The organism is Microcoleus sp. LAD1_D5 (assembly GCF_036702115.1).
Taxonomy (GTDB): Bacteria; Cyanobacteriota; Cyanobacteriia; order Cyanobacteriales; family Microcoleaceae; genus Microcoleus.
In genome coordinates this window covers 12407-38014 of sequence record NZ_JAUBSA010000031.1, presented here as the reverse complement: position 1 = coordinate 38014, position 25608 = coordinate 12407, and the positions used below count along the sequence as shown (strand labels likewise).

19 protein-coding genes are annotated in these 25608 nt (G+C 44.9%); 13 read left to right on the top strand and 6 right to left on the bottom strand.

The features are described from left to right. Nucleotides 1-136: 136 nt before the first annotated feature. The gene (locus tag QUA70_RS15065) at nucleotides 137-301 is read left to right on the top strand and encodes a hypothetical protein (RefSeq protein ID WP_333348165.1); all 165 of its coding nucleotides are present in this window, start codon (nucleotides 137-139) and stop codon (nucleotides 299-301) included. Here QUA70_RS15065 and QUA70_RS15060 read toward each other — a convergent pair. Then, nucleotides 291-1256 (bottom strand): BadF/BadG/BcrA/BcrD ATPase family protein, encoded by a 966-nt coding sequence (locus tag QUA70_RS15060; protein WP_333348168.1) that lies wholly within the window; start codon nucleotides 1254-1256, stop codon nucleotides 291-293. The genes QUA70_RS15065 and QUA70_RS15060 overlap by 11 nt on opposite strands. Before the next feature lie 204 nt (nucleotides 1257-1460). Beyond that, nucleotides 1461-1817: a zinc ribbon domain-containing protein gene (locus QUA70_RS15055; RefSeq protein ID WP_333324022.1), complete on the bottom strand. Its 357-nt coding sequence runs from the start codon at nucleotides 1815-1817 to the stop codon at nucleotides 1461-1463. Between the two features lie 215 nt (nucleotides 1818-2032). Between QUA70_RS15055 and QUA70_RS15050 the strand changes: the two genes are divergently transcribed. Together QUA70_RS15050 and QUA70_RS15045 are read left to right on the top strand one after the other, a co-directional pair. Next, the gene (locus QUA70_RS15050) at nucleotides 2033-2359 is read left to right on the top strand and encodes a phasin family protein (protein ID WP_006634797.1); all 327 of its coding nucleotides are present in this window, start codon (nucleotides 2033-2035) and stop codon (nucleotides 2357-2359) included. Nucleotides 2360-2637: 278 nt separating this feature from the next. Beyond that, a complete protein-coding gene (locus QUA70_RS15045; protein WP_333324024.1) occupies nucleotides 2638-3225 on the top strand; it encodes an FKBP-type peptidyl-prolyl cis-trans isomerase in 588 nt (195 codons plus the stop codon). Nucleotides 3226-3319: 94 nt separating this feature from the next. On the opposite strand, the gene QUA70_RS15040 is transcribed toward QUA70_RS15045, so the two are convergent. The 3 genes from QUA70_RS15040 to QUA70_RS15030 form a co-directional block, all read right to left on the bottom strand. Then, entirely contained in the window at nucleotides 3320-5932 is a 2613-nt protein-coding gene (locus tag QUA70_RS15040; RefSeq protein ID WP_333348171.1) for a replicative DNA helicase, read from the bottom strand. 206 nt (nucleotides 5933-6138) lie between these two features. Continuing rightward, a complete protein-coding gene (gene rplI, locus QUA70_RS15035) occupies nucleotides 6139-6597 on the bottom strand; it encodes a 50S ribosomal protein L9 (RefSeq protein WP_006634794.1) in 459 nt (152 codons plus the stop codon). Nucleotides 6598-6859: 262 nt separating this feature from the next. Further along, nucleotides 6860-11959: a PAS domain-containing protein gene (locus QUA70_RS15030; protein ID WP_333348174.1), complete on the bottom strand. Its 5100-nt coding sequence runs from the start codon at nucleotides 11957-11959 to the stop codon at nucleotides 6860-6862. A 641-nt stretch (nucleotides 11960-12600) separates the two neighbouring features. Between QUA70_RS15030 and QUA70_RS15025 the strand changes: the two genes are divergently transcribed. After that, entirely contained in the window at nucleotides 12601-13440 is an 840-nt protein-coding gene (locus tag QUA70_RS15025) for a glycosyltransferase (RefSeq protein WP_333324029.1), read from the top strand. Nucleotides 13441-13442: 2 nt separating this feature from the next. On the opposite strand, the gene gloB is transcribed toward QUA70_RS15025, so the two are convergent. Then, nucleotides 13443-14216, bottom strand: coding sequence for a hydroxyacylglutathione hydrolase (gloB, locus tag QUA70_RS15020; protein WP_333324031.1), 774 nt, complete (start codon nucleotides 14214-14216; stop codon nucleotides 13443-13445). A gap of 625 nt (nucleotides 14217-14841) precedes the next feature. Here gloB and galE point away from each other — a divergent pair. The 9 genes from galE (at nucleotide 14842) to QUA70_RS14975 (ending at nucleotide 25591) form a co-directional block, all read left to right on the top strand. Continuing rightward, complete coding sequence (galE, locus tag QUA70_RS15015) at nucleotides 14842-15843, top strand: UDP-glucose 4-epimerase GalE (RefSeq protein ID WP_333348177.1); 1002 nt, start codon at nucleotides 14842-14844, stop codon at nucleotides 15841-15843. Nucleotides 15844-15922: 79 nt separating this feature from the next. Further along, complete coding sequence (locus QUA70_RS15010; protein ID WP_333348180.1) at nucleotides 15923-16846, top strand: alpha-1,2-fucosyltransferase; 924 nt, start codon at nucleotides 15923-15925, stop codon at nucleotides 16844-16846. A 29-nt stretch (nucleotides 16847-16875) separates the two neighbouring features. After that, on the top strand, nucleotides 16876-17712 hold the full coding sequence (locus QUA70_RS15005) for a glycosyltransferase (protein ID WP_333348183.1): 837 nt from the start codon (nucleotides 16876-16878) through the stop codon (nucleotides 17710-17712). Between the two features lie 280 nt (nucleotides 17713-17992). Then, complete coding sequence (locus tag QUA70_RS15000; protein ID WP_333348186.1) at nucleotides 17993-19144, top strand: glycosyltransferase family 4 protein; 1152 nt, start codon at nucleotides 17993-17995, stop codon at nucleotides 19142-19144. A gap of 92 nt (nucleotides 19145-19236) precedes the next feature. After that, complete coding sequence (locus tag QUA70_RS14995) at nucleotides 19237-21240, top strand: ABC transporter ATP-binding protein (RefSeq protein ID WP_333348189.1); 2004 nt, start codon at nucleotides 19237-19239, stop codon at nucleotides 21238-21240. 77 nt (nucleotides 21241-21317) lie between these two features. Then, nucleotides 21318-22532, top strand: coding sequence for a glycosyltransferase family 4 protein (locus QUA70_RS14990; RefSeq protein WP_333348191.1), 1215 nt, complete (start codon nucleotides 21318-21320; stop codon nucleotides 22530-22532). Between the two features lie 107 nt (nucleotides 22533-22639). Beyond that, a complete protein-coding gene (locus QUA70_RS14985) occupies nucleotides 22640-23587 on the top strand; it encodes a glycosyltransferase family 10 domain-containing protein (protein ID WP_333348194.1) in 948 nt (315 codons plus the stop codon). Nucleotides 23588-23747: 160 nt separating this feature from the next. Continuing rightward, nucleotides 23748-24722: an Npun_R2821/Npun_R2822 family protein gene (locus tag QUA70_RS14980; protein ID WP_333348197.1), complete on the top strand. Its 975-nt coding sequence runs from the start codon at nucleotides 23748-23750 to the stop codon at nucleotides 24720-24722. Beyond that, nucleotides 24719-25591, top strand: a complete 873-nt coding sequence (locus tag QUA70_RS14975) for an Npun_R2821/Npun_R2822 family protein (protein ID WP_333348199.1) — start codon at nucleotides 24719-24721, stop codon at nucleotides 25589-25591. Before QUA70_RS14980 ends, QUA70_RS14975 begins: the two co-directional genes overlap by 4 nt. Nucleotides 25592-25608: the final 17 nt, after the last annotated feature.

Here is a 25608-nt window from a genome sequence, read left to right as displayed (position 1 = left end):
TTCGGTTTTGGTTTACTTAGGAACGCACTACTGCTAAATTTGTTTCTCGTTTCGCCTTCATCTGATGTTTTGATTATGGCAGACTGGAATTCTACAAGTTGGGAAGATAAGGTCGATAATCCAGAAGTTGAAAATTGTGAAAAATCGAGAAAATCGGCAAGACAGGGGCGATCGGGAAGATAAGGAAGATAGTCAACAGTCAACAGTCAACAGTCAACAGTCAACAGTCAACAGTCAACAGTCAACAGTCAACAGTCAGCAGTCAACAGTCAGCAGTCAACAGTCCACAATTAATTGTTGAGAGCGTTTAAGGCTAACAATCCAGCACCGAAAGCTGGTTCGTATCGGGGCGAAATAACCTGAGCTTTTGGGGCGATCGCACTTATGGCCGCTTCAAACCGACCCCGGCAATTTGCCTCGCCGCCCCACACACCTCCTACGATAACTATTTCAAACTCTTCTGTTTGGTTAAATAGCGCTGAAATGGCTATTTTTGTTGAATAGGTTAATTCTGCCACAGCAGTATTGATAATGCAGTCAGCGACGGGATCGCCCTCTGCTGCGGCTTGATCGACAATCGGCGCTAAAGCTGCAATTTCTTTGACTCCCCAACCGCGCCCGTAAACGACTTCTACCAATTCTTCTAGGTTAGTGAGGCCTAAATGCTTTTGAAATTTTTCCGCAAGCACGGTAAAATCTTCGCGTCCGTCATAGAACTTCAAAGCAGCTTGCAAACCCTGAAGAGCGATGTTATATCCGCTGCCTTCATCGCCTAAAATGTATCCCCAACCGCCGACTCGTTTAGTTTTCCCTTGACGGTTTTGCCCAAAAACAATCGAACCGGTTCCTGAAATAACGGCGATACCCACTGGATGCCCTGTACCGCCAGCAAGTGCGATCGCGCAGTCGCTGCAAATTACGATATTCCTGGGGAGGAATGATCGGGTTACTGGTAAAGTATTCGTCAACTGCAAGTTCTGCACTACAAATTGCACTATTTCACGATCTTTTGGACGCCCGACGCCTGCTAGTCCCAGACCAATTGCTTCTATGTTGAGATTGCTATTCGTCTCGACCTGAGCGGACAGAACTGCTCGTTCGATCGCCAATTGGATGGATTGTTTTGCTGTCTCAATTCCCAGGGTTTGATAATTTGACGGCCCTGCTTCACCCCGTCCTAAAACAAGGTGGTTGTCGTCCATTAAAAGGCAGATAGTTTTAGTGCCGCCACCGTCGATGCCGAATACGTAGCTCATGAATAATTTAGAGAATAATAGAGCAACCCAGATTAACAGAGATATCTCTATTCTACGCTTTGTACAATCCGATTAAACTGAGATGTTGCACCATTGTCAATAAGCATTTTATGAACAGGCTTTCCGGCCTGTTCCACAAGAAAATCTCCTCTTTGTGGAACAGGCCGGAAAGCCTGTTAAGCGAGAATGGTGCAAGATGTGAGATTAAATCGACAGAGCAATGCTAATAATAATTAAACCTAATAAAGCTAACCAAACAAGATGGCGCTGACACCAATTTTTGATTGATTGAGGCCAGCCGCCGCTGATGTAACGGCTCGTCTGTGGCACAAGTGGCTCAGCTTGATTGTGATAAAGTGTGCATTCTTTGGCAAAGGGACGCTGCGGGTAGTTGCAAGTGTCGTCTGCGTGATAAATACAGCTAGCACACAGAAATTCTTCGGGTTTTGATCGATAAAGAGGGATACCCGGATGACCGAAAGCTTTGAGGGGGATTTTGCAGTGTGGACAGGCAAGCGCTTGGGCGTCTACAGATTGGTGACAGCGGGGGCAATCAGGCATAGACAGCAGGGTGATGGGGTAATGTGGTGGGTAGGCTCATTAGCGGGTTTTCCGAACGCCGATTAGCGTGATCGACTCGCCATCAGGCGGGTGGATGCTCCAAAATAGAAAGGTAGGTCAGCGCTGATGTAACTTTAAGTTTACAGATGGTTTCGCGGCGACAGCAGGCGACCTGAGCAGATCGGGTATGAAAGGGCAAACATTAGGAAAAATCTATGGATAACAATAGCAACTTACTCAAACAACTGGTAATGCTGGGCATTGGTACTACCTCCCTGGTGGCTGAGAAATTGCAGGAAGCTAGCGAGCAATGGGTCAAAGATGGCAAAATCAATCCTGAGCAAGCCAAAACCTTTGTCGATGACATGACGGAGCACCTCAAGTCTGAGCAGGGCAATTGGGATACGCAGTTGCAGCGGCAATTGCGGAATATTCTCCAAGATATGGGAGTTCCCCGACAGTCCGAAATGGATGAGTTGCGGGGAAGGCTCGATCGTTTGGAACGTCAGATGCGGGATTTAGAAAACCGTAACTGGCGCTGAGTTCGATCCTCTTCGAGGGCTTCGCTAACGCCCGCGAGAAGTTCGCTGCTATCTTGTGATAAGATTGTCAGCCGAAGGCAGAAGGCTAAAAAAGGCACTTATGTAGAAGCCACTTATGTAGAATTACAAACATTCTGACTTCATACTTTTGCCTTTAAAATTATCTGGAACCTGCCATTTTTTGGTGGAAAAGTTCAGATAAAATTTGGTAGTTCTTGTTGTACTAGATGTCTTAGATATCTAAGATATCGCGGTTAAAAGTATCAGGAGGATTAATTTTGCGAGGAGTTCTAGTCAGCTTGGGAGTAATGCTGGTTTGCTTTGTGTTTTTGATAGTCGCTCAAATGGGCGGTTCTGGGTCCCAAGCAGTTGCAGCCGAATTGAACAATCTTTTACCAGAGACTGCTATTGAGAACTTGTCAGCGCAGTCTTTGAATGAAAATAACTTGCTAGTAGCTGATGCTACTTTACCGGAGGTACCAGCTACTATCGCTGGCAATAACATGACTGATAATACTGAGAAAACTGTCACCACAGATTCAGGTCTGAAATATGTGGAATTGAAGCAGGGTGATGGGGCGACTCCAAAAACTGGCCAGACAGTTGTGGTACACTACACTGGAACTTTGGAGGATGGCACGAAGTTTGACAGTTCGCGCGATCGCAATTCTCCTTTTCAGTTCAAAATTGGCGTGGGTCAAGTAATTAAGGGTTGGGATGAAGGTGTCGGTACGATGAAAGTTGGAGACCGTCGCCAGTTGATTATTCCCCCTGAACTCGGTTACGGCGCTCGCGGTGCGGGCGGGGTGATTCCTCCTAATGCTACGCTGATTTTTGATGTGGAATTGTTGAAAATCGCTGGCTAGGTAGCTCAACCTAATTAAACGTAAAACTTTTACGGTGTTTAGAAACCCGGTTTTTTTATTAAGAAACCGGGTTTCTGTGTATGTTCTGGTTGATTTACGATCGCTTCGGAGATGCCAGATTGCGAAAGCAGGTAAATTGGGCGTCAAATAATAGTTTGATGATTCCTGTGGGCCCGTTTCTGTGTTTGGTAATAATTACTTCTGCAATTCCGCGATCGGGCGAATCAGGGTTGTAATATTCATCGCGGTAGAGCATAATTACTAAATCCGCGTCTTGCTCGATACTATTATGAACTATGATGTCATTAGCGACAAAATTATGCAGTGCAGGCACGGTTAAATCGTAAACTTCAGCTTCGCCATCAACTTCTATTGAGGCGATTTCATCCCAGTAAATATCGCTCTTAGATAAGAGGGCAAGTTCATCAGATTTAACAATTGTAGCTAATCTGAATGCTCGTTCCCGACCAAGGTTGTGTTTGTAAAGGGTTGTACCACAATATAAGTTGCCAAGCTGTGCTTGCATCTGGCGTGTAGTTAAACCAAATTGCTGCATAGCAGGAACAGCATACATTTTCCACACATCACGCGGTATGACATCTCTATTAGTATTGCTAGAACGAATTTCAATGTATTCTGCAATTTCTGTCAGAGCTTGCTGTTTGTAGTTACCTACTGCACCAATCAAATGAATAAACTTATCTAAATCAGGTCTTCCAGTAACCCAAACTTGATGTTGATCTCGCCCTTTCCCTGGCTGGGGGCTTAAAAATAAGCGGGCATTGATACCAAGTCTGAGTAAGAGTGACTGAACATCTCTTGCCAATTTTTCACTACTGGAAGCATAGTAAACACTAGGGTAATGACATTTACCCCTACCTGTTTTTATGCAACCATCAGTACACCAAAGATGGCGTAAAAATAAAGCTATTGCTTCTTGAGGCTGCTCAAATATTTGATTGGGGACAAACTTCTGGTGAGAACGCAGACCAAAAACACCTAAAGCATCTAGCCATTCAGTTACAGGATTCCTCACATTATGTGTGAGATGATAGGCAGCAGGAAGATAAACTTGATACCAATCACGTTCTTTACAAATACGAGGTATGATTCGCTCTCCAAAGACTTCTATTGCAAGATTTGCAACTGTATTGGCTAAATCTTCCTCTCTAGTAGTGTATTGAATAACGTGTCGAGGTAGAGTACATCCGTCTCCAATCATGTGTCCTAGCAAGGCTATTTGGGCATTGTCCATCGATTGGATGAAGGAACTTGATATGTATCTAGGTAGGGCAATACGATCGCCTATTTTTAACTCGTCCAATCGCCGCCAGCCCTGAATGGTTAAGAACTTATGATTGCCAGTGGCTCTAATTGCCCGTCCCAAACGAGTTTGCAGTCGTAGTACAGGCTTAACACCTGTAGCAAAGGCATTGCTAACAACGGCTTTTTCTAACTGCATGCTGGCTTCATTGAGCGCCCAAACTGTGAAGCCAGATTTCCCTACTAATTCACGAATGGGTACGCGCACACCAGTATCTGCTAGCATTACCAAACTATCACCTGTTAAGCAGCCGCTTTCGCGTAAATCAGACATCATCGGCCGCTTGTTTGTCCTCGCTTCCACACCCCGACTCAACTGAGATAAGGCAATAATCGGCACGTTGAGTTCGCGGGCTAAACCTTTAAGACTTCTGGTAATTCGAGATAGTTCTTGCACGCGGTTGTCGCTGGTACCTTCCATTAATTGCAGGTAATCTAGCAAGACTAATCCTAGGGTTCCGCCTTGTTCTGCTTGGAGGCGGCGGACTTTCGATCGTATTTCTGTGACGGTAATATTGGGAGTATCGTCAATAAATAGTGGTAGTTCTGATAAATTGCCAATGGCTGTACTGATAGGTTCCCATTCGTTTTGACTGATTCTACCCGATCGCAATCGGTTACTTTCTATTTTGGCTTCGCTGGACAGGATACGCTGCACTAGCTGTTCTTTCGACATTTCTAAGCTGAAAACGGCAACCGGCAATTTCTGCTGTCCGGCGGCGATGTGGTGGGCGATGTTGGTACAAAAGGCCGTTTTGCCCATCGCCGGCCTAGCCGCAACGATGATTAAATCCGATCGCTGAAAGCCTCCTGTCATAGCATCTAAGTCATAAAAACCGCAGGGAATGCCGGGAAGTGTGAGGCCTTCATTGCGATTTTCTAGGTCTTGAAATGTTTGGTTTAGCGTTTCGCCGATCGACACTAAATCCTGTTGCGGACGTTCTTGAGTTATGCTGAAAATTTCTTGTTCGGCGCGGTCTAAAACTGTTTCTAGCGGTACTGCTGTCTCGTAACCTAATTGTACTATGTTGTTGCCAGCTTCGATTAATTTGCGGCGCTGATATTTGTCTTCAACTAAAACTGCATATTGGTCGATGTTGACTGCGGAAACTGTGCGATCGACTAATTGTGCTAATTTAGTTAGTCCTCCTACTTGCTCTAACTGGTTGCGGTCGGTTAGCGCAGTTGTTACCGTCATTAAATCCGTAGGTTGACCCTGTAAAAATAGCCCTAATGCCGATCGATAAATGACTTGATGAGCGGTGATGGCAAAAAACTCCGGCCGCAGAAGTTCGGCAATTCGGGAAATAGCTTCGGGGTCAATTAAAATCCCGCCCAAAATTGCTTCTTCTGCCTCTATATTTGTCGGCATCAAATCGCTCATTAGTCAATAGTCCTCAGTCATTAGTCCGCAGTCATTAGTTATTAGTTATTAGTTGCCAGTGATTAGTCGTCAGTTTTGAATCCTTAGTTAGCAGTCCTCAGTCCTTAGTTAGCGGTACTCAGTTCTTAGCTAATGACTAATGACTAACAACTAATGACTGATGACTAATGACTAACAACTAATGACTGATGACTGATGACTAGCAATTACATCGGAACAACTTGAATATCAACTTCAGCGGTAACTTCTGCGTGAAGTTTGATTTCAGCTTTGTATGTACCAGTTTGGCGAATTTCGGGTAGGGTGATGCCGCGCCGATCGACTTCTTGACTGGTAGAGTTGAAAATCAGTTCTGCTACTTCTTGGTTGGTGACAGTACCAAAAATCGCGTCTGCTTCGCCAACTTGCTTGGAAATAATGAAAGGCCCAGCCGATTGGAGGGCGGTTTTGCGGACTTCAGCTTGCTGCTTGAGCTCTAGCTGGCGCAGTCTTTCTTCTTCACGGCGGCGCTCTGCTTGCTTGAGAATGCCCGGAGTGGCTCTAAATCCCATTCCTTGGGGTACTAGGTAGTTGCGGGCGTAGCCTGGGGCTACTTCTACTACGTCGCCAGCTTTGCCGAGTTTGCTGACATCTTTATTTAAAACTAATTGAACGCGCTTGGCCATGATCTTGGGTTGTGGGGTTTTAACTGCAACTTTTTATAATAGCGAAGTTTGAGGGGCGATCGCAAGGGAGAAGGAAGTTCGGCAACGGATTATGTAGCGGATGTAGCGGATTTAACGGATTTAACGGATGGATGTTGAGATTCGAGGTTCGAGGGAAGAAACAGGGATAATATTTTTAACGGGCAAATTCAGTTTGAAATTACGCAAAACGGGGGTGCTCTAATGAGCCAAATCAACTACAGTGCAATGTCTTACCGAGCACTCAGGCTTTATTTTCAAGGCGCTGGGCGACGATCGATCGCGCTACAGTAGCAACTAACTGGGTCGGATTGATCGGCTTGGCTAAGTGTTTGTCAAATCCGGCTTGCAAAACTTGGCGCTCGTTCGCTTCTCCAGCATAGGCCGTTAAGGCGATCGCCAACAACTGCCGGTACTCAGGCGCAAGCTGAGTGCGGATGCGATTTATCAACATATATCCGTCCATCTGGGGCATTCCGATGTCGCTTACGAGCAAATCCGGTGCAGTTTGTTCGATCGACTCTAGCGCCTCAGCAGCAGATGACAGGGAAATCACCTCTGCACCCGCTTCCTCAAGCACGAAAGCGACAAAATCTCGCGAGTCGAGTTCATCATCTACCACCAAAATTCTCAATCCAGCTAGCGGCAAGGATGAGATATCGCGAGGATCAGCCCCTTTGACAGCTTCCTCCTCCTGCCTTCTAGAATCATCATTTAATAGCGGTAATCTCACCGTAAACGTCGCTCCTTGACCAACTCCTGCGCTTTCTGCAAACACCGTTCCGCCGTGAAGTTCGATGAGTTGGCGGACGATCGCCAATCCCAATCCCAAGCCGCCAAATTTGCGAGTTGTGGCGCCATCTTCTTGTCGAAAATGGTCGAAAACATAAGGCAAGAAATCGGGAAGAATGCCTTTACCCGTGTCCGTGACTTTAATTTGAGCTTGGCGTGCGATTTGCGATAATCGAACTTCAACTCTACCGCCTTCGGGCGTGAATTTCACCGCGTTTGATAACAAATTCCACACAATTTGTTGCAAGCGACTTGTATCACCGACAACTTGCCCGACATCGGGATTTAAGATTATTTGGATTTGAATTTTTTTAGCTTCGGCTGCTAATTGCACGGTTTCCACGGCAGACGGAATAATGGTTGCCAGATTCACCGGAGCGACATTCAATGTGAGTTTCCCTTGCAGAATCCGGGACACATCAAGCAAGTCTTCAATTAATTGAGATTGTAGTCTAGCGTTACGCTCGATCGTCTCAAAGGCCTTAGCAGTTTGAGTCGCGTTCAGCTTGCCGCCGACGAGCAGTTGCGACCAGCCTAAAATCGGATTTAAGGGCGATCGCAACTCGTGAGAAAGCACCGCCAGAAACTCGTCTTTAATGCGGTTAGCTCGCTCGGCTTCCGCGCGGGCAGTTTGTTCTAATTGCAGAACCATATCGCGCTCGGTTTCCACTTGTTTGCGCTCTGTAATGTCGATAACAGAGCCGATATAACCCTCAAATTGTCCCCTTTCGGTAAATCTGGGAGCAGCCGCATCGATCGCCCAAGAATATCCGCCATCCTTGCGCCTGACGCGAAATTCTACGCGGTAAGGTTCCTGGCGTTCGTTGGCGGTCAAAAATGCTTTTTTGACCTGTTCTCGGTCTTCTGGATGCGCCGCGTTTACCCAACCGAATCCCAAACCAGTTTCCTCAGTTTGACCTGTGAATTCATACCAGCTTTCGCTCAGGAAAGTGCAATAGCCTGTGGAGTCTGTTACCCATACCATAAAAGGAGCGTTGTTAGCCATAGTGCGGAATCGTTCTTCGCTTTCTTGCAGCGCTGCTTCGGCTTGTTTGCGTTCTGTGATATCCCGACAGACAATCACTCCCCCTTTGATTTCGCTGCTAGTATCAACTACCGGATAACCGCTGATACTGATCCAGCGACCTTCGGAATCTTCGGGGCGGACAAATACCTCTACATCATTGACATATTCACCTTTGATTGCTCTGGCAAGAGGTAGTTCAGCGTCGGGGAAGAAGGTTTTTTTATCTGCCATAAATAGTCCGTATGTTATGGACCATTCCTCACAAGATTTTTCATTCGATAGCTGACCGAATATTCCTACGGCGGCTCGGTTAAACAACACAAACTCCCCTTGTTGGTTTGCCAAAATTAAACCATCACCAATGCTGTCAATGATGACTTGTAGTAACTTAGTTTGTTCTTGCATGGCGAGTTCTGCTCGTTTGCGATTTGTGATGTCGCTGGAGATGCCAATGAGACCGATGACTTCTCCCGCCTGATTGCGATAGGGAGCTTTCATTACCAGAAATGTCCGAATGCCATCGTGAGATTCTTCGAGGACTTCTGTTTGGCCGGATTCCATAATGCGCCGATCGTTTTCCGTGACTGTGACTGCAAGTTCTTCTACTGGGTATAAATCCAGATCGCGACCACCAATTACTTCAGAAGCAGATTTGCCCATTATTTCCAGGGTGGCTGGATTTGCATAAATAATCTGTCCTTCTCGATTTTTGACAAAAATTGGCGTGGGCGCTGACTCGTTAATCACGTTCAAAATCGCATTTTTTTGCCGCAGTTCTTCTTCAGTGCGTTTGCGATCGCTAATATCGCTCCAATAAACCGTAAGTCCTTCGGCCGCTGGATAGGCGCTCACTTCTATATACATTTGGAGTGAAGGCGAAAACTCTTCAAACTTGGCAGAAACTTGCTCGTTAACGACTCGATGAAATTCTTGATATAGCATCGAATTCGATTCTCCCTCGGCGGGGAATAGCTCCCAAATCGATCGACCTAGCAAGTCGTTTCTCGATCGAGAAAGCAGTTTTTCTGCTGTGGCATTAACGTAGGTATAGCGCCATTGTGAATCGATCGCCATAAAGGCATCGGTAATACTTTCTATAATATTGCTCACTTGTTGGTTGGCCGCTTGCAGCGCGAGTTCAGCGTTTTTGCGCTCGCTGATGATTTCGCAAAAAATCATGATGCCGCCAATCTCATTGGCGTTGGTTCGCCAAGGATGAATTTCCCAGCGCACCCAGTCGATTAAGCCATCAGGGCGGAGAAACTGATCTTCTTGGCAGATTTCGACTGATCCCGCCAGACAGCGCTGGTGGATTTGTTTCAAACGATCGGGCAAATTGGGAAAGATGTCGTAGTGCGATCGGCCCACAATGTTTTGAGTGCCGAGCCCGTAACTTGACAGCCAGCGGTCGCTCACCAGCATATACCGCATCTGGCGGTCAAACATCGCCACCCCCGCAGGCGAATGTTTGACGAACAGCCGCAGTTGCTCTTCCTGTTGCCGCAGGAGATTCTCCGATTGTTTGCGATCGCTGATTTCTGTAAAAAGTATGGCGACTTTGCGACTGTGCGGCTCAGGAGTGCGGAACGCCGAAACGTCGAACCAGCGGTTCAGGGCTTCCGAGCCATGCTCGAAGCGCAGGGGTTCCCCCGTCAGCGCGACTTTGCCGTACATCTCAAACCAATAATCTTCGATATCCGGAACGAGCTGTCGCACCGTTTTACCCACAGCTTGTTCGAGTCCGGTTTGTTTCAAGAAGGCTGGATTGACTTCTAAAAAGCGGTAATCGATCGGCTTTTCGTTTTCGTCAAACAGCATTTCGATGACGCAAAAGCCTTCGTCTAGGCACTCAAACAAAGTGCGATAGCGTTCCTCAGAGCGGTGCAAAGCAGCAAGAGCTTGTTTGCGATCGCTAATATCCATAAACGCCGCCACACAGCCGCGAACTGCGCCTTGTTCGTCAAATAACGGTACCGCATTCACCAACCAATCAAAGGTCTCCTCGTCCTCGCGCACCATTTGAATTTCCATATCTCGCACTTGGACGCCGGAAGCCACGGCTAGTTGCATGGGGAGTTGTTCTCCCGGAATTTCTAGTCCGTTGCGGAGTCGTCTAAACGGAAGGACTGCCGCTTGCTCTCCTGTTCCAGAAACATTGGTATCGGCCGACACTTTCAACATCGACAGGGCAAACCGGTTAGCGCGAATTACTTGACACTGTGGATCGTCAGCGATCGTAATACCGACGGGTACAGCATCAAGTATCGATTCCAGTTCATTGACTCGTCGCTCTAGTTCTTGGTTGAGCCGTTGAATTTCTTTTTTGGTAGCTTTGCGCTCTGTAATTTCATGCACCGTCACATTCACTCCCAGGACGCGATCGTCTTCGGCCGTCAGCGGATAGAGACTCAACAGCCAATCGCGATCGACTCCCGGCTGTGCTGAGTTCGTCCCGCGAACTTCGAGCTGTTGGAGGGGAACTTTAGTTTCAATAACTTGCTGGTAAAGCGGCTCTAAATCATCTGCCATTTCTGGCAAGATTTCGCGCAATGTTTTGCCGATGTGGGCAGCGGCTGGAACTCGGTTGATTTCTGCTAGGCGATCGTTGAGGCGGACAAACCGCAACTCAGTATCAAGGAAGCAAAGTCCGATCGGCGCACTAGCATAAATCGCCTCGATTTCTGCTAGTTGTTGCTGGGCCGTTTGCGCTTGTTGAATAAAAGCAGCCCTCGCCGCCTTCTGCTCGGTGACATCTTGAAAATAAACGGCAAGTCCCGATGCGATCGGATAGGCTCGTACCGCATACCAAGCATTGAGCGGCGGATAAAAAGATTCAAAACTCACCGTAACTTGGAAGGTGGCGGCGTGGCGATATTCCTGCTCGAACAAAGTGCCCACAGATTCGGGAAACTCTTCCCAAAGAGTGTTGCCAATCACCTCTTCCGGCAGTCGATTCAGCCACCGCGCCGCTTGCAAATTGAGGTAGGTAAATCGCCAGTCTCGATCCAAAGCAAAGAACCCGTCCGAAATACTTTCGAGGGTGTCTGACAGTTGTTGGGCGGGCGGGTGAGTGACTGGTTCGGGCTTTTGTTGAGCGAGTTCCGTGAACGTTGTTACTACTGCATAGGGAGTCGATCGATCTCTTTGAAATAAAGGTTGAGAATTGAGTGTCAACCAAATCAATTCTCCCTGTGGCCGATAAAAGCCCATTATCACATTTAAACATGGTTGCCCGGTTTGCAGCGCCACCATCGCCGGATGCGTCTCGCCGGGAAAATCCGAGCCATCTTCACGCACAGTCTGCCACAGACTATTTATTGAAGTGCATAAGAGCATCTGTTCTGCTGTCATCCCCAACAGAGCCTCGGCGTGAAAATTGCACCCCTGAATGCTGCCATCTGCCAATTGGAGAACCATCCCTACATCAGTTGGCAAAGGCGCGGCTGGGTAGAACGCTTTGTTAGAATCCGTCGAAACAGAGGGGTCGATTTTTGCTTGGGGTTCAGTATTGCGTGGGTTTTGCATCGGTTTCTAACAACGCTCATTTTACTTTTGGCCAAGCCAATCGTGCTCATCAATAATCCTGGGGAAATAATCAGAGGAACTTTTGATTTAAGCAGGCTGACAATTCAAACCTCTGGGGGATGCTGATCGTCCTGCGGTAATAGCCAGAGCGAGACAATTTATTTTATAGTAGAATCCCACGTCTTAACCAGTTGCAAGATTCAGCACAGGCGACAGGCAAATTTCTCGCTGTTTCAAATGCGAGGTCAGTCAGTCTCATAAGTTTTCGCGTTGCTGCATATTACCAACGGCGGTTGCTGGTTTTCGGGCGCGAACAGATGAAACTTGTGCACCGGTAAATAAGTGGATGAAGATTGAAAATACATAAGGTCTCTCTGGGAGCGAATGAAACGAAGCGATCGATCTTGTTACGCCCGCCTTACATTCTGTTACATTATAAACTTTATTCGCGCCTACCTACTTAGAAACCCCGTTTCTTTGTGTAAACGCGATCAGAAATTTAGGCAAGAGTATGTTCGTCTTAACGGTAAACGGGCGATCGCATTTACCTCAATACAGGGCTGGCTGCTTCCTGCAGTCGCAGCCTTTGTGTCACGTTTGACCGTGCGCCTTTTTGCTGTTCATCTCACAAACTTAATTTTATGCACATATTCACAGCAGCCGATCGCACCTATATTCTGGGGTTAGCAGCTCTTCTCAAGTCTGTAGATCTCAATGTTAGCCAATCTGGGGAGGAGCAGGTCAAAATTAGCGTTGTATCTACCAGGATATATTCACCGCAAAAGGAACAGTTACAGAATTGCTGCAAATACCAGATTGAATGGCAAGAATTGCAATCTAATTACGACCAACTTCTTTCGGTATCAGGTTCTAAACTTCCTTACGTTAAATTGGAGCCGCGAAAATATACCAAAGAAACAGAAAGGCTGATTTGGCTCGACAGCGATACGATCGTTCTGGGGAGCTTAGAGCCGCTGTGGAACCTAGATTTTCAAACTCTGCCGATAGCAGCCGCAGCCAACGTCTGGGGAAATCCCAACAATTATCACGATCTAAACCCTTATTTCAATAGTGGTGTTTTAGTTTACAACATGAAGCTTTGGGAGGAAGAGCAACTGTCGGAAAAGCTGCTCCAAAATGCTAGGGTTCACGTTTGGGGCGATCGCGATCAAGGTGCATTAAATTCAGTTTTAGTGGGAAGGTGGAAGCACTTAGACCAAAGATGGAATAACCACAAGACTGATGATATGTCAAGTAAAGTGATGCACTTTATATCAAGACCGAAACCCTGGGAAAGCTCCGCCCCCAATCAATTATGGCTCGATATGTTGTCTCAGACACCGTTTAAGGACGAACTGGAAAAAATTCCAAATAAGTTTAAGGGGCTGTCTAGCTTTAAGGTAAAATACAAAAGACTTGACAGGTGGTTGAGCGAACCAATACTCAAGTTTAAGAGTTATCTGAAAAAACAAAAACTTTAAGGTCAAAATTGGTCTTTCATGCCACGCAATCGAGCGAAGGTTTGCACTGGATCACGGGTGTTGGCGGCTGATTGGAGGTTGGGAAAATCCCAGCGCAAAAATGGGTTTGTGCTTTTTTCGATGCCGATCGATGATGGTATTGTAGGTTGCGATCGACTGCGCGCTTCCTTGACTTCGGCGAAGCGCTGCTGTAAATCGGGATTGTCGCCATCTACAGTCAAGGCAAATTGCAAGTTGTTCAGCGTGTATTCGTGGGCGCACCAAACTCTGGTATTGTCGGGCAAGTTTCGCAGTTGTCCCAGAGAGGCTAACATTTGGGTGGGAGTGCCTTCTTTGAGCCTGCCGCAGCCTCCGGCAAATAAGGTGTCGCCGCAGAACAATTCGCCGATTTCGCTGGGGTTGCTGGGGGGGAAATAGTAGGCGATGTGAGCTTTTGTGTGGCCCGGTACGAAGAAGACTTCGGCGGTTCTGTTGGCGAAAGAAACTCGATCGCCCGCTTGTAAAAAGACTTGCTGTCCCGGAATTCTGCCTCTATCTTCTGCGCCCCCGTAAACTTTAATTTGGGGAAAGCGATCGATTAGTTCCTGATTGCCACCTATATGGTCGCGGTGGTGGTGGGTATTGAAAATTGCTGTTAATTCGGCTCCGAGTGCTTGCAGTTGCTCTAATACTGGCTGCGATCGTGCTGGATCGACGACGGCTGCAGTGTGGCGATCGGGGTCGTGCAGCAAGAAAATGTAATTGTCTGACAGTACCGGAAGCCGATAAACCTGCATATAAAAGTGCCTCTCTAGGAAAAATATTATATAATTAAATTAGTTCTGAACGCTATCCGAAGGCTGATTGCAGATTTATTAAGTCCGCATATCTATCTTTGGAAGTAAAACTCTGATACCTTATTTCTGCTGTTGAGCAAATTGATTTACGGTCGGGTACGCATTATTTTTGGGTCAATAAGTGCAATCCGCTTTAATTATTTTAGCATACAAGCGGTCGAATAAATGCGAACATCTCACAACAAATCGAACTTAACAATTTCTCAAATGGTCGACCGGATTGTAGCGTCTGGCAAGATCACTCGCCGGGAACACTTAGTTTTGACTTCTGCTATCCTGTCAGATGATAAAATTTCAGAAGAGGATCGACATCAGATTAATCGGATATTTGATTATATCCAAATTGGTCGCCTCAAGTTTATCGATTGAACAGAAAGACTTGCACACTCAGCATCTATCTGGAGTGTAAAAAGCGTTTTTTTAGGAGTGCGATCGCCCCGCACAGCAAAGCCTATATATTTCGCTTGAATCCTCCGGCTCACGCCGAGTGTGAAAGCGTCAGATGTGGCAGTCTCAAATTAACAAGGCTCTTGGCAATCCCAGCTACAAAAACAGGCAGAATACAATGAGTGCAGAAAAACAAACTATTTTGGTGACTGGCGGAGCTGGATATATTGGCTCTCATGCGGTATTAGCGCTGAAAAACGCCGGTTACGGTGTGGTGATTTTGGATAATTTAGTTTACGGTCACAGAGATTTAGTAGATCGGGCTTTGCAGGTGGAGTTGGTAGTTGGCGATACGAGCGATCGCACTCTTCTTGACAACCTGTTCGCTAAGCACAATATTGCTGCGGTAATGCACTTTTCTGCTTACGCTTACGTGGGCGAATCTGTTACCGACCCAGCTAAATATTACCGCAACAATGTCATCGGTACTATTACCCTTTTGGAAGCAATGATTGGTGCTGGGGTGAATAAATTGGTGTTTTCTTCTACTTGCGCGACTTACGGCGTACCGCAGAAAATTCCGCTCACAGAAGACCACCCACAAAACCCGATCAATCCCTACGGTGCTACTAAGTTAATGGTAGAACGGATTTTGTCGGATTTTGACGCTGCGTACGATTTCAAGTCTGTTTGTTTCCGCTATTTTAACGCGGCTGGGGCTGACCCTAACGGGTTGGTAGGAGAGGATCACAATCCAGAAACTCACCTAATCCCGCTGGTGTTGTTTGCTGCTTTGGGGAAACGAGATTCGATCGCGATTTTTGGCACGGATTACGATACTCCTGACGGTACTTGCATTCGGGATTACATTCACGTTAACGATTTGGCATCGGCTCACATTTTGGGATTAGAATATTTGCTAAATGGTGGCAAATCTGATTTCTTTAATTTGGGCAACGGCGGCGGCTTTTCGGTGAAAGAGGTGATAGAAACGGCTCGCCAAGTGACGGGAAAAGAGATTAAGGCTGTTGAGCGTGAACGGCGTCCGGGAGACCCGCCTTCTTTGGTTGGTAGCAGCGAGAAAGCCATCAAAACCTTGGGTTGGTCTCCAGAATATCCCGACATTAAGAACATTATCTCCCATGCTTGGCAGTGGCACCAAAAACGCCACAACTCTTAGTCTGTAGCGTGCTTAGGGCGCACCTTACCCTTGTGTAGGGTACGCCCTAAGCACCTGACATTAAAAAAAAACAGCGAGTATGCTAATAATATCTGCTAAATCGGGACAACTCGGCAACCGACTGCTGCTTTTTGCTAATTTCATTGCTTGGGCGATCGAGCATAATTTGACTGTTCTCAATCCGGCGTTTGAGGAATATGCAGAATTCTTTGTGGGAACGGCTGGGGATTTTTTGTGTTGTTATCCTCCTCCATCTTTTACCGCAGCAGGTAACAAGTTTGTCCGAAGTAAATATTATAATTTTATTAAGTATTTAAGCAACAAAAAAATATTAAAAACGCAAGAAATAACCAGAAAACAACCTTTTAGTTGGGTTAAAGATCAGGATATCGAACAAATCAAGCACGGTTCAATTGTTTGTTTTCAAGGCTGGCTATTTCGAGATGGCTGGTTTGTAGATGATGTGCCAAAGTTACACAAGTACGCCGACCCGATTAGAGCCTACTTTGAACCATTAGAGCGATATAGAATCAATGTAGAGCGTTTGATATTGAATTTAAAAAATAACTCTGATATGCTCGTCGGAATTCACATCCGTCAAGGGGATTATGCTCAGCATCAAAAGGGAAGATACTTTTACACCACTGAGCAATATTTAGAAGTCATGAATTCTGTGGTAAGGCTATTTGAAGGAAAAAAAATCAAGTTTTTGATTTGTTCTAATATTCCGCAAAATCCGAGTTTATTTGATAATTTTAACTGGGGATTTGGCAGCGGCCATTTAATAGAAGATATGTATGCTCTGGCTGAGTGCGACTATGTTGTCGGGCCGCCTAGCAGTTATACTATGTGGGCTTCTTTTTATGGAGATAAACCTCTTTATATGATCCGCAATGTCAATAAAACAATTAACCTGAAAGATTTTGTACCTTTTTATGAATGGCAAGGAATTTTTCACGGTCGAGATGACTGGAGTGAGAGCTTTTGGGAGTGGACACACTGAGGGAAATAAGTACATCAATAATTAAATCAATGAATTCAAATAAATTAGAACTTAAGGGATTTATTACTATTTTAACCGGTCTTTACTCTTTCCAAGATTGCGTTCATTTTCTGGCGTCTGTCAGGAAGTTTCACCGTGAACCCATTATTGTTTTAATAGATAGAGTTCCTCAAATTTTATATCCTTTACTTCTGGTGTTCGGAAATGTCATATTGAAACCTGCACCGTCTCACGAAAATCCTGTTTTAGCGTCGCGGCTAGCTAAGCTGGCTTTGTACCGGGAATCTCTGTTTGAGAAAACTATTTATATGGATTGTGATATTTGTTTGCTGTCGCCAATAGATGAGGTTTTTGATTTTCTTGACGGGGTGGATTTGTTGGTGACGGAAGATGTGCAGCCTGCGATTGCTAAAGCTGCAAATTTATTAAGAGTCAAGCAGGATATTCTGTCAACTTTGCAGTCTGTCGGGTTGCCGCTAAATGAAAATAGCATTCAATACAATAGCGGATTTATCGCTTTTACGAAAACCAGTAAAACTCAGGAATTGTTCACAAACTTTAAGAAATATTTCGAGATGGTAGTTGCGCATCAAAATGTGCTACTCTTAAAAGACCAGGGCGCTTTTGCGGCGGCTTTTGAATCTGTGAAGCCGAAAATGAAAACTTTGTCCCCGGTTTACAACTACTTGGATAAGTGGAAAGATGTTTATACGATCGACAAACCGATTAAAGTAATGCACTGCACTTATCCTTACCGCCCTCAGTACGCCAAGAACGTGACGCGATCGCTCTTTACTAGAATAGTCGATCGCACGGCTAAAATATTTTTACCAAATCAACTTAACAATCCCTGGCGTTTAAAATAATTAAAGTTTGTGGGTAAACTGCATCAAAAACAACAAAATTCAGCCCACAATAAAAAAAATAGCCTCAACATATCCGAAAATTTACCTAGGAGAATTATTGCTGGAGTGAATAACAGTCCTGGATTCATCACTGGGTTTTTTTTACCAAAATACTTCGTTGCTGCCCTTTGCCATGGTTAAAAACCCGGTTGCTTTGGTCGGGAGTGCGTGAGTCCCCATCGCCTTGACAAAAGCTCGGTTAAGCAGGAAAATCAAACAAATGTTATAAACAAAATACTTAGTGAAAGTTTCATTAGTAGTGAGCGATTTGTCAGGAGCAGGTGCAATTCGTGCTTTTTTCTTAGCTCAAGTCTTGATAGAGCTTAAATGTGATGTAGAAGTTGTTGGATTTCAGTTTGGCAAGGAATTTTATGCTACTCCTCCCAGAGACATCCCGGTATGTGCGATACCGGGTAAAAATTATCCGGGGTTTTTGATGGATGCTCAAAAACTTTGGAAAAAAATAGATGGGGATATTATTTATGCAGTCAAACCTAAACCTACAAGCTTTGGGTTATCACTGCTAAAAAAACTGGCTAATCACCACTTTATAATTTTAGATATAGACGACTGGGAACTGAGCTGGTACGGCGGAGATGAATGGAAATACCGTCCTTCTTTTAAACAACTTTATCGAGATATTTTTAAACACAATGGTCAATTGAGAGAACCAGATAATCCCCTCTATGTAAAGTGGATGGAAAGTCTCATCCACGGTGCTGATGCAGTCACTGTTCATACGGAGTTTTTAAAACAGCGTTTTGGTGGTGTATATTTGCCGAATGGTAAGGATACTGTAATGTTCGACCCTGCTAAATACAATCCTGAATTGAGCAGACAGCGTTACGGCTTGTCCGGGTATAGAGTTCTGATGTTTCCGGGGGCACCGCGACCTCATAAAGGCGTGGAGGATGTTTTGATGGCCCTTGAACAGTTAAATGAGCCGGATTTAAAATTAGCGATCGTCGGCGGGAGTCCTTATGATGATTATGATGATAAACTTGTGAAACAATGGGGGCGTTGGATTATTAAACTGCCAAGGTTTCCAGTGGAGATGATGCCGTCGGTTGTAGCGGCGGCTCATGTTGTCGTTGTTCCTCAGCGAGAAACTCTCACAGCCGTGGCTCAGTTTCCGCTCAAGCTGACAGATGGCATGGCAATGGCTAAGCCTGTTTTGTCTACGCGAGTGGGGGATATTCCAGCAATTTTAGGGGGAACGGGTTATTTAGTCGATCCGAGTTCTCCCGCTCAAATTTCACAAAAAATTCAATGGATATTTCAAAATTGGACAGCGGCTAATTTACAAGGAATGAAAGCTCGGGAAAGATGTGTGAAAAAATATAGTATTCAAGCAATAAAACCGATACTTTCAGATATAATCGCAGGTAGGTAAAGGTTATTTTAAAACAACTCACGGGAGGAAGAAAAACTGGCTGTTATTAAAGAATATTTTGAGATGCCGTACTGTTTAGCTGGGAATGCTTCATGTCTGCCAATAAGCTACTCCTAAAATTTGCCAGACGATATCCCGGCAGGATTCTCTTAACTGTGATGCTGGGTTTTTCTGGCGCTTTATTCAACGGTATCAGCACTACTCTGATTGTACCAGTGCTTTTAAGTTTTTTAGAGGAAGCTATCGAGCTGCGTGGTGCTCCACCTCTAATTAAAACTTTGATGTATCCCTTTGAGGGAATGCCCGGAAATCAGCGTTTAATGTTGATGACCGGGGCGGTTGTGCTGGCAATTTTTTTAAAAAATGTTGCGAGTTATATCAATACTTTAGTAGCTACTTCTCTGACGCGATCTCTGACTTTTGATTTGCGAGAAGCAGGTTTACGGCTGTTGTTAGAAGTAGATTTAGATTTTTACTCTAAAACTAAAGTGGGGGATTTAATTAATAGATTGGGGGGAGAGATTGGTCGGACTGCTAGTGCAGTTGGCACGGCGATCGGAATGTTTACTACCTCAATAACAGTTTTGGTGTTTGTGGGTCTGCTACTTTCGATCTCGTGGAAACTGACGGTGACAGCTACAGTTTTGCTGTCGTTAGTTGCTTGGACAAATCAATATATTATTAACCGTTCCAAGCATTTTGGCTACCTGCTTTCTGAAATGTCGAAAGATTATTCGGTTAGGGTGCTGGAAACCATTACTGGGATTCGGCTGGTCAAGTCAACGGGGAACGAGGAAAGGGAGTATCAGCGGATCAAGCATTTAATTCACAGGCGAGAACAAGCGGATTTTCAGGCTCAGGTAAATTATGCGGCGATCGCCCCAATTAACGAAGTTGTTAATTTGATAGTTATAATTTTGATTGTATTTATAGGTCGCACAATATTTGCGAATGAGATAGAGTCTATTTCGACAATTTTATTAACCTATTTATTGGTACTTTTTCGGTTAATTCCTTTAATTTCTCAGTTGAATACCGGGCGCAGTCAATTTGCTAATACGTCGGCTAGTGTAGAGGTGGTTAATAATTTTTTGAGCTGCGATGACAAGCCATTTATGTTGAACGGTTCTGTGCCTTACACTCATTTGAGATCGGGAATTCATTTTAATAAAATATCTTTTAGTTATCCCAATCACAAAAATTTAGTTCTTCAAGGAGTTGATTTATTTCTACCTCACGGCACTACTTTGGCTTTGGTAGGAACTTCGGGTTCTGGCAAGTCAACTTTGGCAGATTTACTGCCGAGATTTTACGATCCTACTGAAGGTCATATATCGCTCGATGGCAGGGATTTGCGCGAATTTGAGGTGAAAAGTCTCAGGCAAGCGATGGGTATTGTTAGCCAAGATACGTTTTTGTTTAATGCTTCAGTTCGCGAAAATATTGCTTACGCTAGGCCTCAAGCGACTGAGGAAGAAATTGTGGAAGCGGCGAAGGGAGCGAATGCTTATGAGTTTATCCAACTATTGCCGGATGGGTTGGATACTCAAATTGGCGATCGGGGGGTGATATTATCGGGAGGGCAGCGTCAGAGAATTTCAATTGCTAGAGCTTTGCTGCAAAACCCGGAAATCTTAATTTTAGATGAGGCAACGAGTTCGCTGGATACGGTTTCGGAAAGGTACGTGCAAGCGGCGATCGAGAGATTGAGCTGCGATCGCACAACCTTGGTAATCGCCCACCGCCTCTCCACAGTCCAAAAAGCCCACAAAATCGCCGTGATCGATCACGGACAAGTAGTAGAAATTGGCTCCCACGAAGAATTGCTAGCAAAAGGAGGTTACTACACTCGCTTGTATTCAGTGCAATTTGCCGAAGAAACCGCTCGCGATGAAGCTCTAATTAGAGGTTCTTACGAAATTCGCACTCGCCTGACTCCCATGATAGCTTACCTCAAATTGCTAGTAGATGAAATGGTAGACTCTCCCGAAGAAAGAGACGAGTTAATTAGAGAATCATTTCACTCGGCGGCTAATATTTTCACAACTTTAGAATTTATAGAAAAGACTATTAAGCGTCAGGCTGTAAAAAAGTAGTCATTTGTCAGTTGTCAGTTGTCCACAGTCTACATAGTTAACAATTACCAATTACCTATTACCAACTGCCAATTACCATGTCTAAATATTATGTATTTTTTACCAGAAATATCTTACCACAACCCAATGTAGCGAGCTTAGTTCAAGTTGCACACTCTGCAAATGCCGCAGCCAATCTCGGTTATCCAGCAGTTTTGGTATACCTCCGTAAAGGCTGGAGTGCTTTGAACCCGGTTGATTTGCTTTTTCCTTTTCAACCGAAGAAACCGGATGACAAACTTGCCAAAATTTACAATATTCAAGATAAATTAAAAGTAGCAGATTTACCGATGCCGTGGCCGATCGACCTTTGGGACAGCAAGTGGACGAATGCGAGTACAATAGTATCAAAATACTATTTACCAATTCACCTGCTTAAATCCACTAAAATTGTCCACACCCGCGACTGGAACTTTGTCAAAGCAGCAGTTAAAAACGGAATTCCCGCTATCTACGAACAGCACCACCACGAAGACAAAAATTTTGAACCAGAAATCGTTGGCAATCCTCTATTTCAAATTGGTGTAACTGTTGCCGATACTGTCCGAAACAGCATGATTTTGAATGGGATGCCGCCGGAAAAAGTAATTACGCTGCATAACGGTTTTAACCATTTGTTTCTCGCCAGACAAACAGAAGCTTCCCAGAATTGGCGACAGCAATTATTAGAAGATGACAGACGGCATTTAGCAGTTTATGCAGGCGGACTTTACCCGTTTAAAGGTGTTGATATGTTGGTGGATGTGGCTAAGGAGTTGCCGCTGGTTCAATTTGCGATCGCGGGCGGTGATTCATCCCAAGTAACAGCCTACCAGCAGTTAGCCAAATCCAAGCAAGTTGACAACATTAAATTTCTCGGCTACCTCCCTCAAAATCAACTGGCTAGCTTGCTGCAAGCAGCCGATGTTTTGACTCACCCGCACTGTTTGACAGAGGCCGCGACGTTCACATCTCCTTTAAAATTCTTTGATTACATGGCATCGGGAACTCCGATTGTAGCGACGGAGATTGCATCTTTAATGGAATTTCAATCGGGAAATATAGCAGCAACTTGGTGCGAACCGGATAACCCGCACCATTTCGCGCAAAGCATTCGAGATTGTTTAACCCAATATCCGAGGAAAAGCGAAGGCTATGCAGAAACACTGGATTTTGTCAAGCAATTTTCGTGGGAAAATAGGATAGAGAGAATTTTGAGTTATGTGGATGAGTCATTGGTAGGGTGCGTCAGTCCGGAGGCGACAGACAATTGATAAAATTATCAAAACTGACGCACCATTAACTGTGCGGTGCGTCAGCTTTTAAATTATCACTTATTGCGAAAATCACCCAAGCTGACGCACCCTACATACTACTAATTATGAAACAAAAAATTATCGGCACAATCACCACCTACCCAGGCATGAACCAAAGCGACTGGCTGTGGCAACAAACTCCCCAAAACTTCGGCAAATGGGGCAACATTCAAATGCTCGCCAACCACCCCGAACCCGACTTTTTACTCATGTATCAATTCGACTTTCCCCAACAGCCCAAAAAGCAATCGTGGCTTGATAAAATACGTCGCTACAGGCATCAAAATCTAGAAAACGACATTCGAGAAAAATTGCGCGGTGTCCCCAAGGAACGCATAATATACCTGATCCGCGAGCCACCATTACCAGAAGTTATTGAAATTACCAAAGCCAACTACGAACAAGCCAAACTTTATTGCGGTTACGTTTCCGGGCCCGACGATTTCGCCCCAAAACCAGATTATATGCCCGCGATTTGGTATCACTCTAACTCGTTTCGAGAACTAGATGAAATGCCTGCGCCGCCGAAAACTAAATCCTGTTCTTGGATTACTTCAGGTGTTAGTCGCACTGCCAATCACCGACGCCGATTAGACTTTATCAAATTGCTGCAATCGCAAAAATTGGATTTTGACCTTTACGGGCGAAACTTGCCAATTTGGGCGCGTGGGAACGGCACTGTGAACAATAAATGGCACGCCGTCGCACCATACTATTACAACTTAGCTATAGAAAATTATGCCGAAAACGATTGGTATGTCAGCGAGAAGCTTTGGGATGCTTTGTTAGCTTGGTGTTTGCCGATTTATTACGGCGGTTCGGCGGCGGATAAGTTGTTGCCTGCGGGGAGTTTTCTGAGGCTGCCGAGTTTGGATGAGAAAGGAGTAGAATTTATTAAAGAGGTTACTGCGAGTGCGGATTATTGGCATGAAGCGAGGGAGAAAATTGCCGAAGCCCGACAAATCATTCTCCATGAATTAAACTTGCTCCAGTGGTTGTCTAACTTTGGGTAGATGGGTGGGGATTCAGGGGTTTTCGCGTTGCGTTAGCGTCGGTTTTTCCCATATCCTAATTTTCCCGCCAGACTCTTCTCTACCATTTTACCCTTTAGATAATTCGGCGGTTGAAACCGCAACTAGATAAACCAAGTCCCTCTCTAAGAGACTAATAGATATGAATGGAATTTGCACCCTAGCCAACGATACAGTTTACGACCACCTAATTGCCTTACTCAACAGTATTGAAATTATCTTAGGCTCAAATATTCCTGTCTGCATTTATCCTTTCGACGACCAAATACAAGAAATCAAAGCAGAAATTGTCAACCGCCCCAACGTCTTTGTTTATGAAGATAGCGCATCTATTCAGCGATGGGATAAATTCATGCAAGCAGCCGCACCAGAGCGTTTGAACCGCAAAAAATTTCGGCTTTACGGCGCACACCGGCGCTTTTGCGCTTTCGACGGCCCGTTTGACAAGTTTATCTACATGGATGCGGATACTTTGGTGATGAATTCCCTTGATGCGGTTTTTCAGAAGTTAGAGGAATCGGATTTTGTGGTTTATGATTTTCAATTTCTATCCCCAACTAAAGTATACAATATTCAGTCACCAAAACTGCTCGAAGTTTTTGAGCAAAATCGGCTAGACTCGGAAATATTTTGTTCGGGATTTTACGCCAGCAAGCAAGGAGTGTTTGAGCCAGAGACTAGGGAATGGCTGTTAGCTCAACTGCAATCTGGCGAGGCGGAAATTCTCTATGAAGGTGCGGGAGAACAGCCGTTGCTCAATTATATGGTGATGAAAATGGGGATGAATAGCTATAATTTTGCTTATAGCCTCCCGGATGGCGAAAAAACTGGGTGTAGCGTCACTTCTAAACATTTTGAAGAGCAAGATAGGATTTTGTACGACAAGGGAAACCGACTTACTTACATTCATTATATTGGTGTGCCGCCGGATTTAATTCGGAGAGTTTGTGCGGGCGAAAATATTGAGTTTCCCTATCGCGATTTGTTTCTGCATTACCGCTATCTCCGCGAACCGTCCAAGCGTCCGATTTTTGCCCAAGCCCCAAAGTCTTATACTGAGGTTTCTGCGCCGAATTTGTTAAAAAGGGTATTGAGAAGGTTGAGGATAAATGTATGAGTTGCGGTATTTATATTGTTGCGAATGATAAGGTGATCGAAAGTGCGATCGCACTTTTAAACAGCATACGTCTGTACAATTGTCAAGTACCTGTTTTTCTGATTCCCTTCGACGACAATTATCAGCAAGTCGCAGCCGCCCTCAGCCGTCTCCACGGGGTGCGATTGTTCCCAAATCTGGAGTTTGTGGAACAGTTTACCAGAGAAATTGGCCAAATGTTCGATCGCAACTTTTTAGCCCTCCCCAACAAAATGCGAAAACTCGCCGCCTGGTTTGGCCCGCTTGACGAATTTCTGTACATCGATACCGATATCATCGTCTTTGAAGACATCGCAGCTAACCTCAACAAACTATCAGAAGTAGACTTTTTTTGCTGCGACTATCACCACCTCAGCGAAAAACTGCGAAATGTATTTTCACCCGCTGTAAAAGAACAGAATATCTTTACCGACTCACAGCTTCAAGATGTATTCAACAGCGGTTTTTGGGCTTCTAGAAAAGGAACTATTACAGAATCGCAAATGTATGAGATTTTGCGAGAATGTTCGCAGCATCGAGAATATTTTGACTTCACTCAAAATGTCACAGACCAACCTATACTAAATTATATTATTCTTAAGCTGATTCCCCAGCGCGGCAATCTTGTTAAAGCTTCACCAAGCGAACCTGGAAGCTGGGCTGGTTCCAAGCATTTTCAAGAAATAGATTATGTTCTTTATGACAAAGGCAAAAGGTTAAAATATCTTCACTGGGCTGGAATACCAATTAAAGCCGGTAGTCCTTATTGGAAACTTTGGAAACATTATCGTTATCTCAATGAGGAACAACCAAATTTAGTGCAAAAAATATTTCGATATTGGCATGGATAAATAATATTGTTTGTACT

Coding starts and splice junctions, on each gene's coding strand:
- QUA70_RS14975 (WP_333348199.1), top strand. CDS start 24,719: ATGAGTTGCGGTATTTATATTGTTGCGAATGATAAGGTGATCGAAAGT.
- QUA70_RS15025 (WP_333324029.1), top strand. CDS start 12,601: ATGCACATATTCACAGCAGCCGATCGCACCTATATTCTGGGGTTAGCA.
- galE (WP_333348177.1), top strand. CDS start 14,842: ATGAGTGCAGAAAAACAAACTATTTTGGTGACTGGCGGAGCTGGATAT.
- QUA70_RS15030 (WP_333348174.1), bottom strand. CDS start 11,959: ATGCAAAACCCACGCAATACTGAACCCCAAGCAAAAATCGACCCCTCT.
- rplI (WP_006634794.1), bottom strand. CDS start 6,597: ATGGCCAAGCGCGTTCAATTAGTTTTAAATAAAGATGTCAGCAAACTC.
- QUA70_RS14985 (WP_333348194.1), top strand. CDS start 22,640: ATGAAACAAAAAATTATCGGCACAATCACCACCTACCCAGGCATGAAC.
- QUA70_RS14980 (WP_333348197.1), top strand. CDS start 23,748: ATGAATGGAATTTGCACCCTAGCCAACGATACAGTTTACGACCACCTA.
- QUA70_RS15060 (WP_333348168.1), bottom strand. CDS start 1,256: ATGAGCTACGTATTCGGCATCGACGGTGGCGGCACTAAAACTATCTGC.
- QUA70_RS15010 (WP_333348180.1), top strand. CDS start 15,923: ATGCTAATAATATCTGCTAAATCGGGACAACTCGGCAACCGACTGCTG.
- QUA70_RS15050 (WP_006634797.1), top strand. CDS start 2,033: ATGGATAACAATAGCAACTTACTCAAACAACTGGTAATGCTGGGCATT.
- QUA70_RS14995 (WP_333348189.1), top strand. CDS start 19,237: ATGTCTGCCAATAAGCTACTCCTAAAATTTGCCAGACGATATCCCGGC.
- QUA70_RS15040 (WP_333348171.1), bottom strand. CDS start 5,932: ATGAGCGATTTGATGCCGACAAATATAGAGGCAGAAGAAGCAATTTTG.
- QUA70_RS15055 (WP_333324022.1), bottom strand. CDS start 1,817: ATGCCTGATTGCCCCCGCTGTCACCAATCTGTAGACGCCCAAGCGCTT.
- QUA70_RS14990 (WP_333348191.1), top strand. CDS start 21,318: ATGTCTAAATATTATGTATTTTTTACCAGAAATATCTTACCACAACCC.
- QUA70_RS15005 (WP_333348183.1), top strand. CDS start 16,876: ATGAATTCAAATAAATTAGAACTTAAGGGATTTATTACTATTTTAACC.
- gloB (WP_333324031.1), bottom strand. CDS start 14,216: ATGCAGGTTTATCGGCTTCCGGTACTGTCAGACAATTACATTTTCTTG.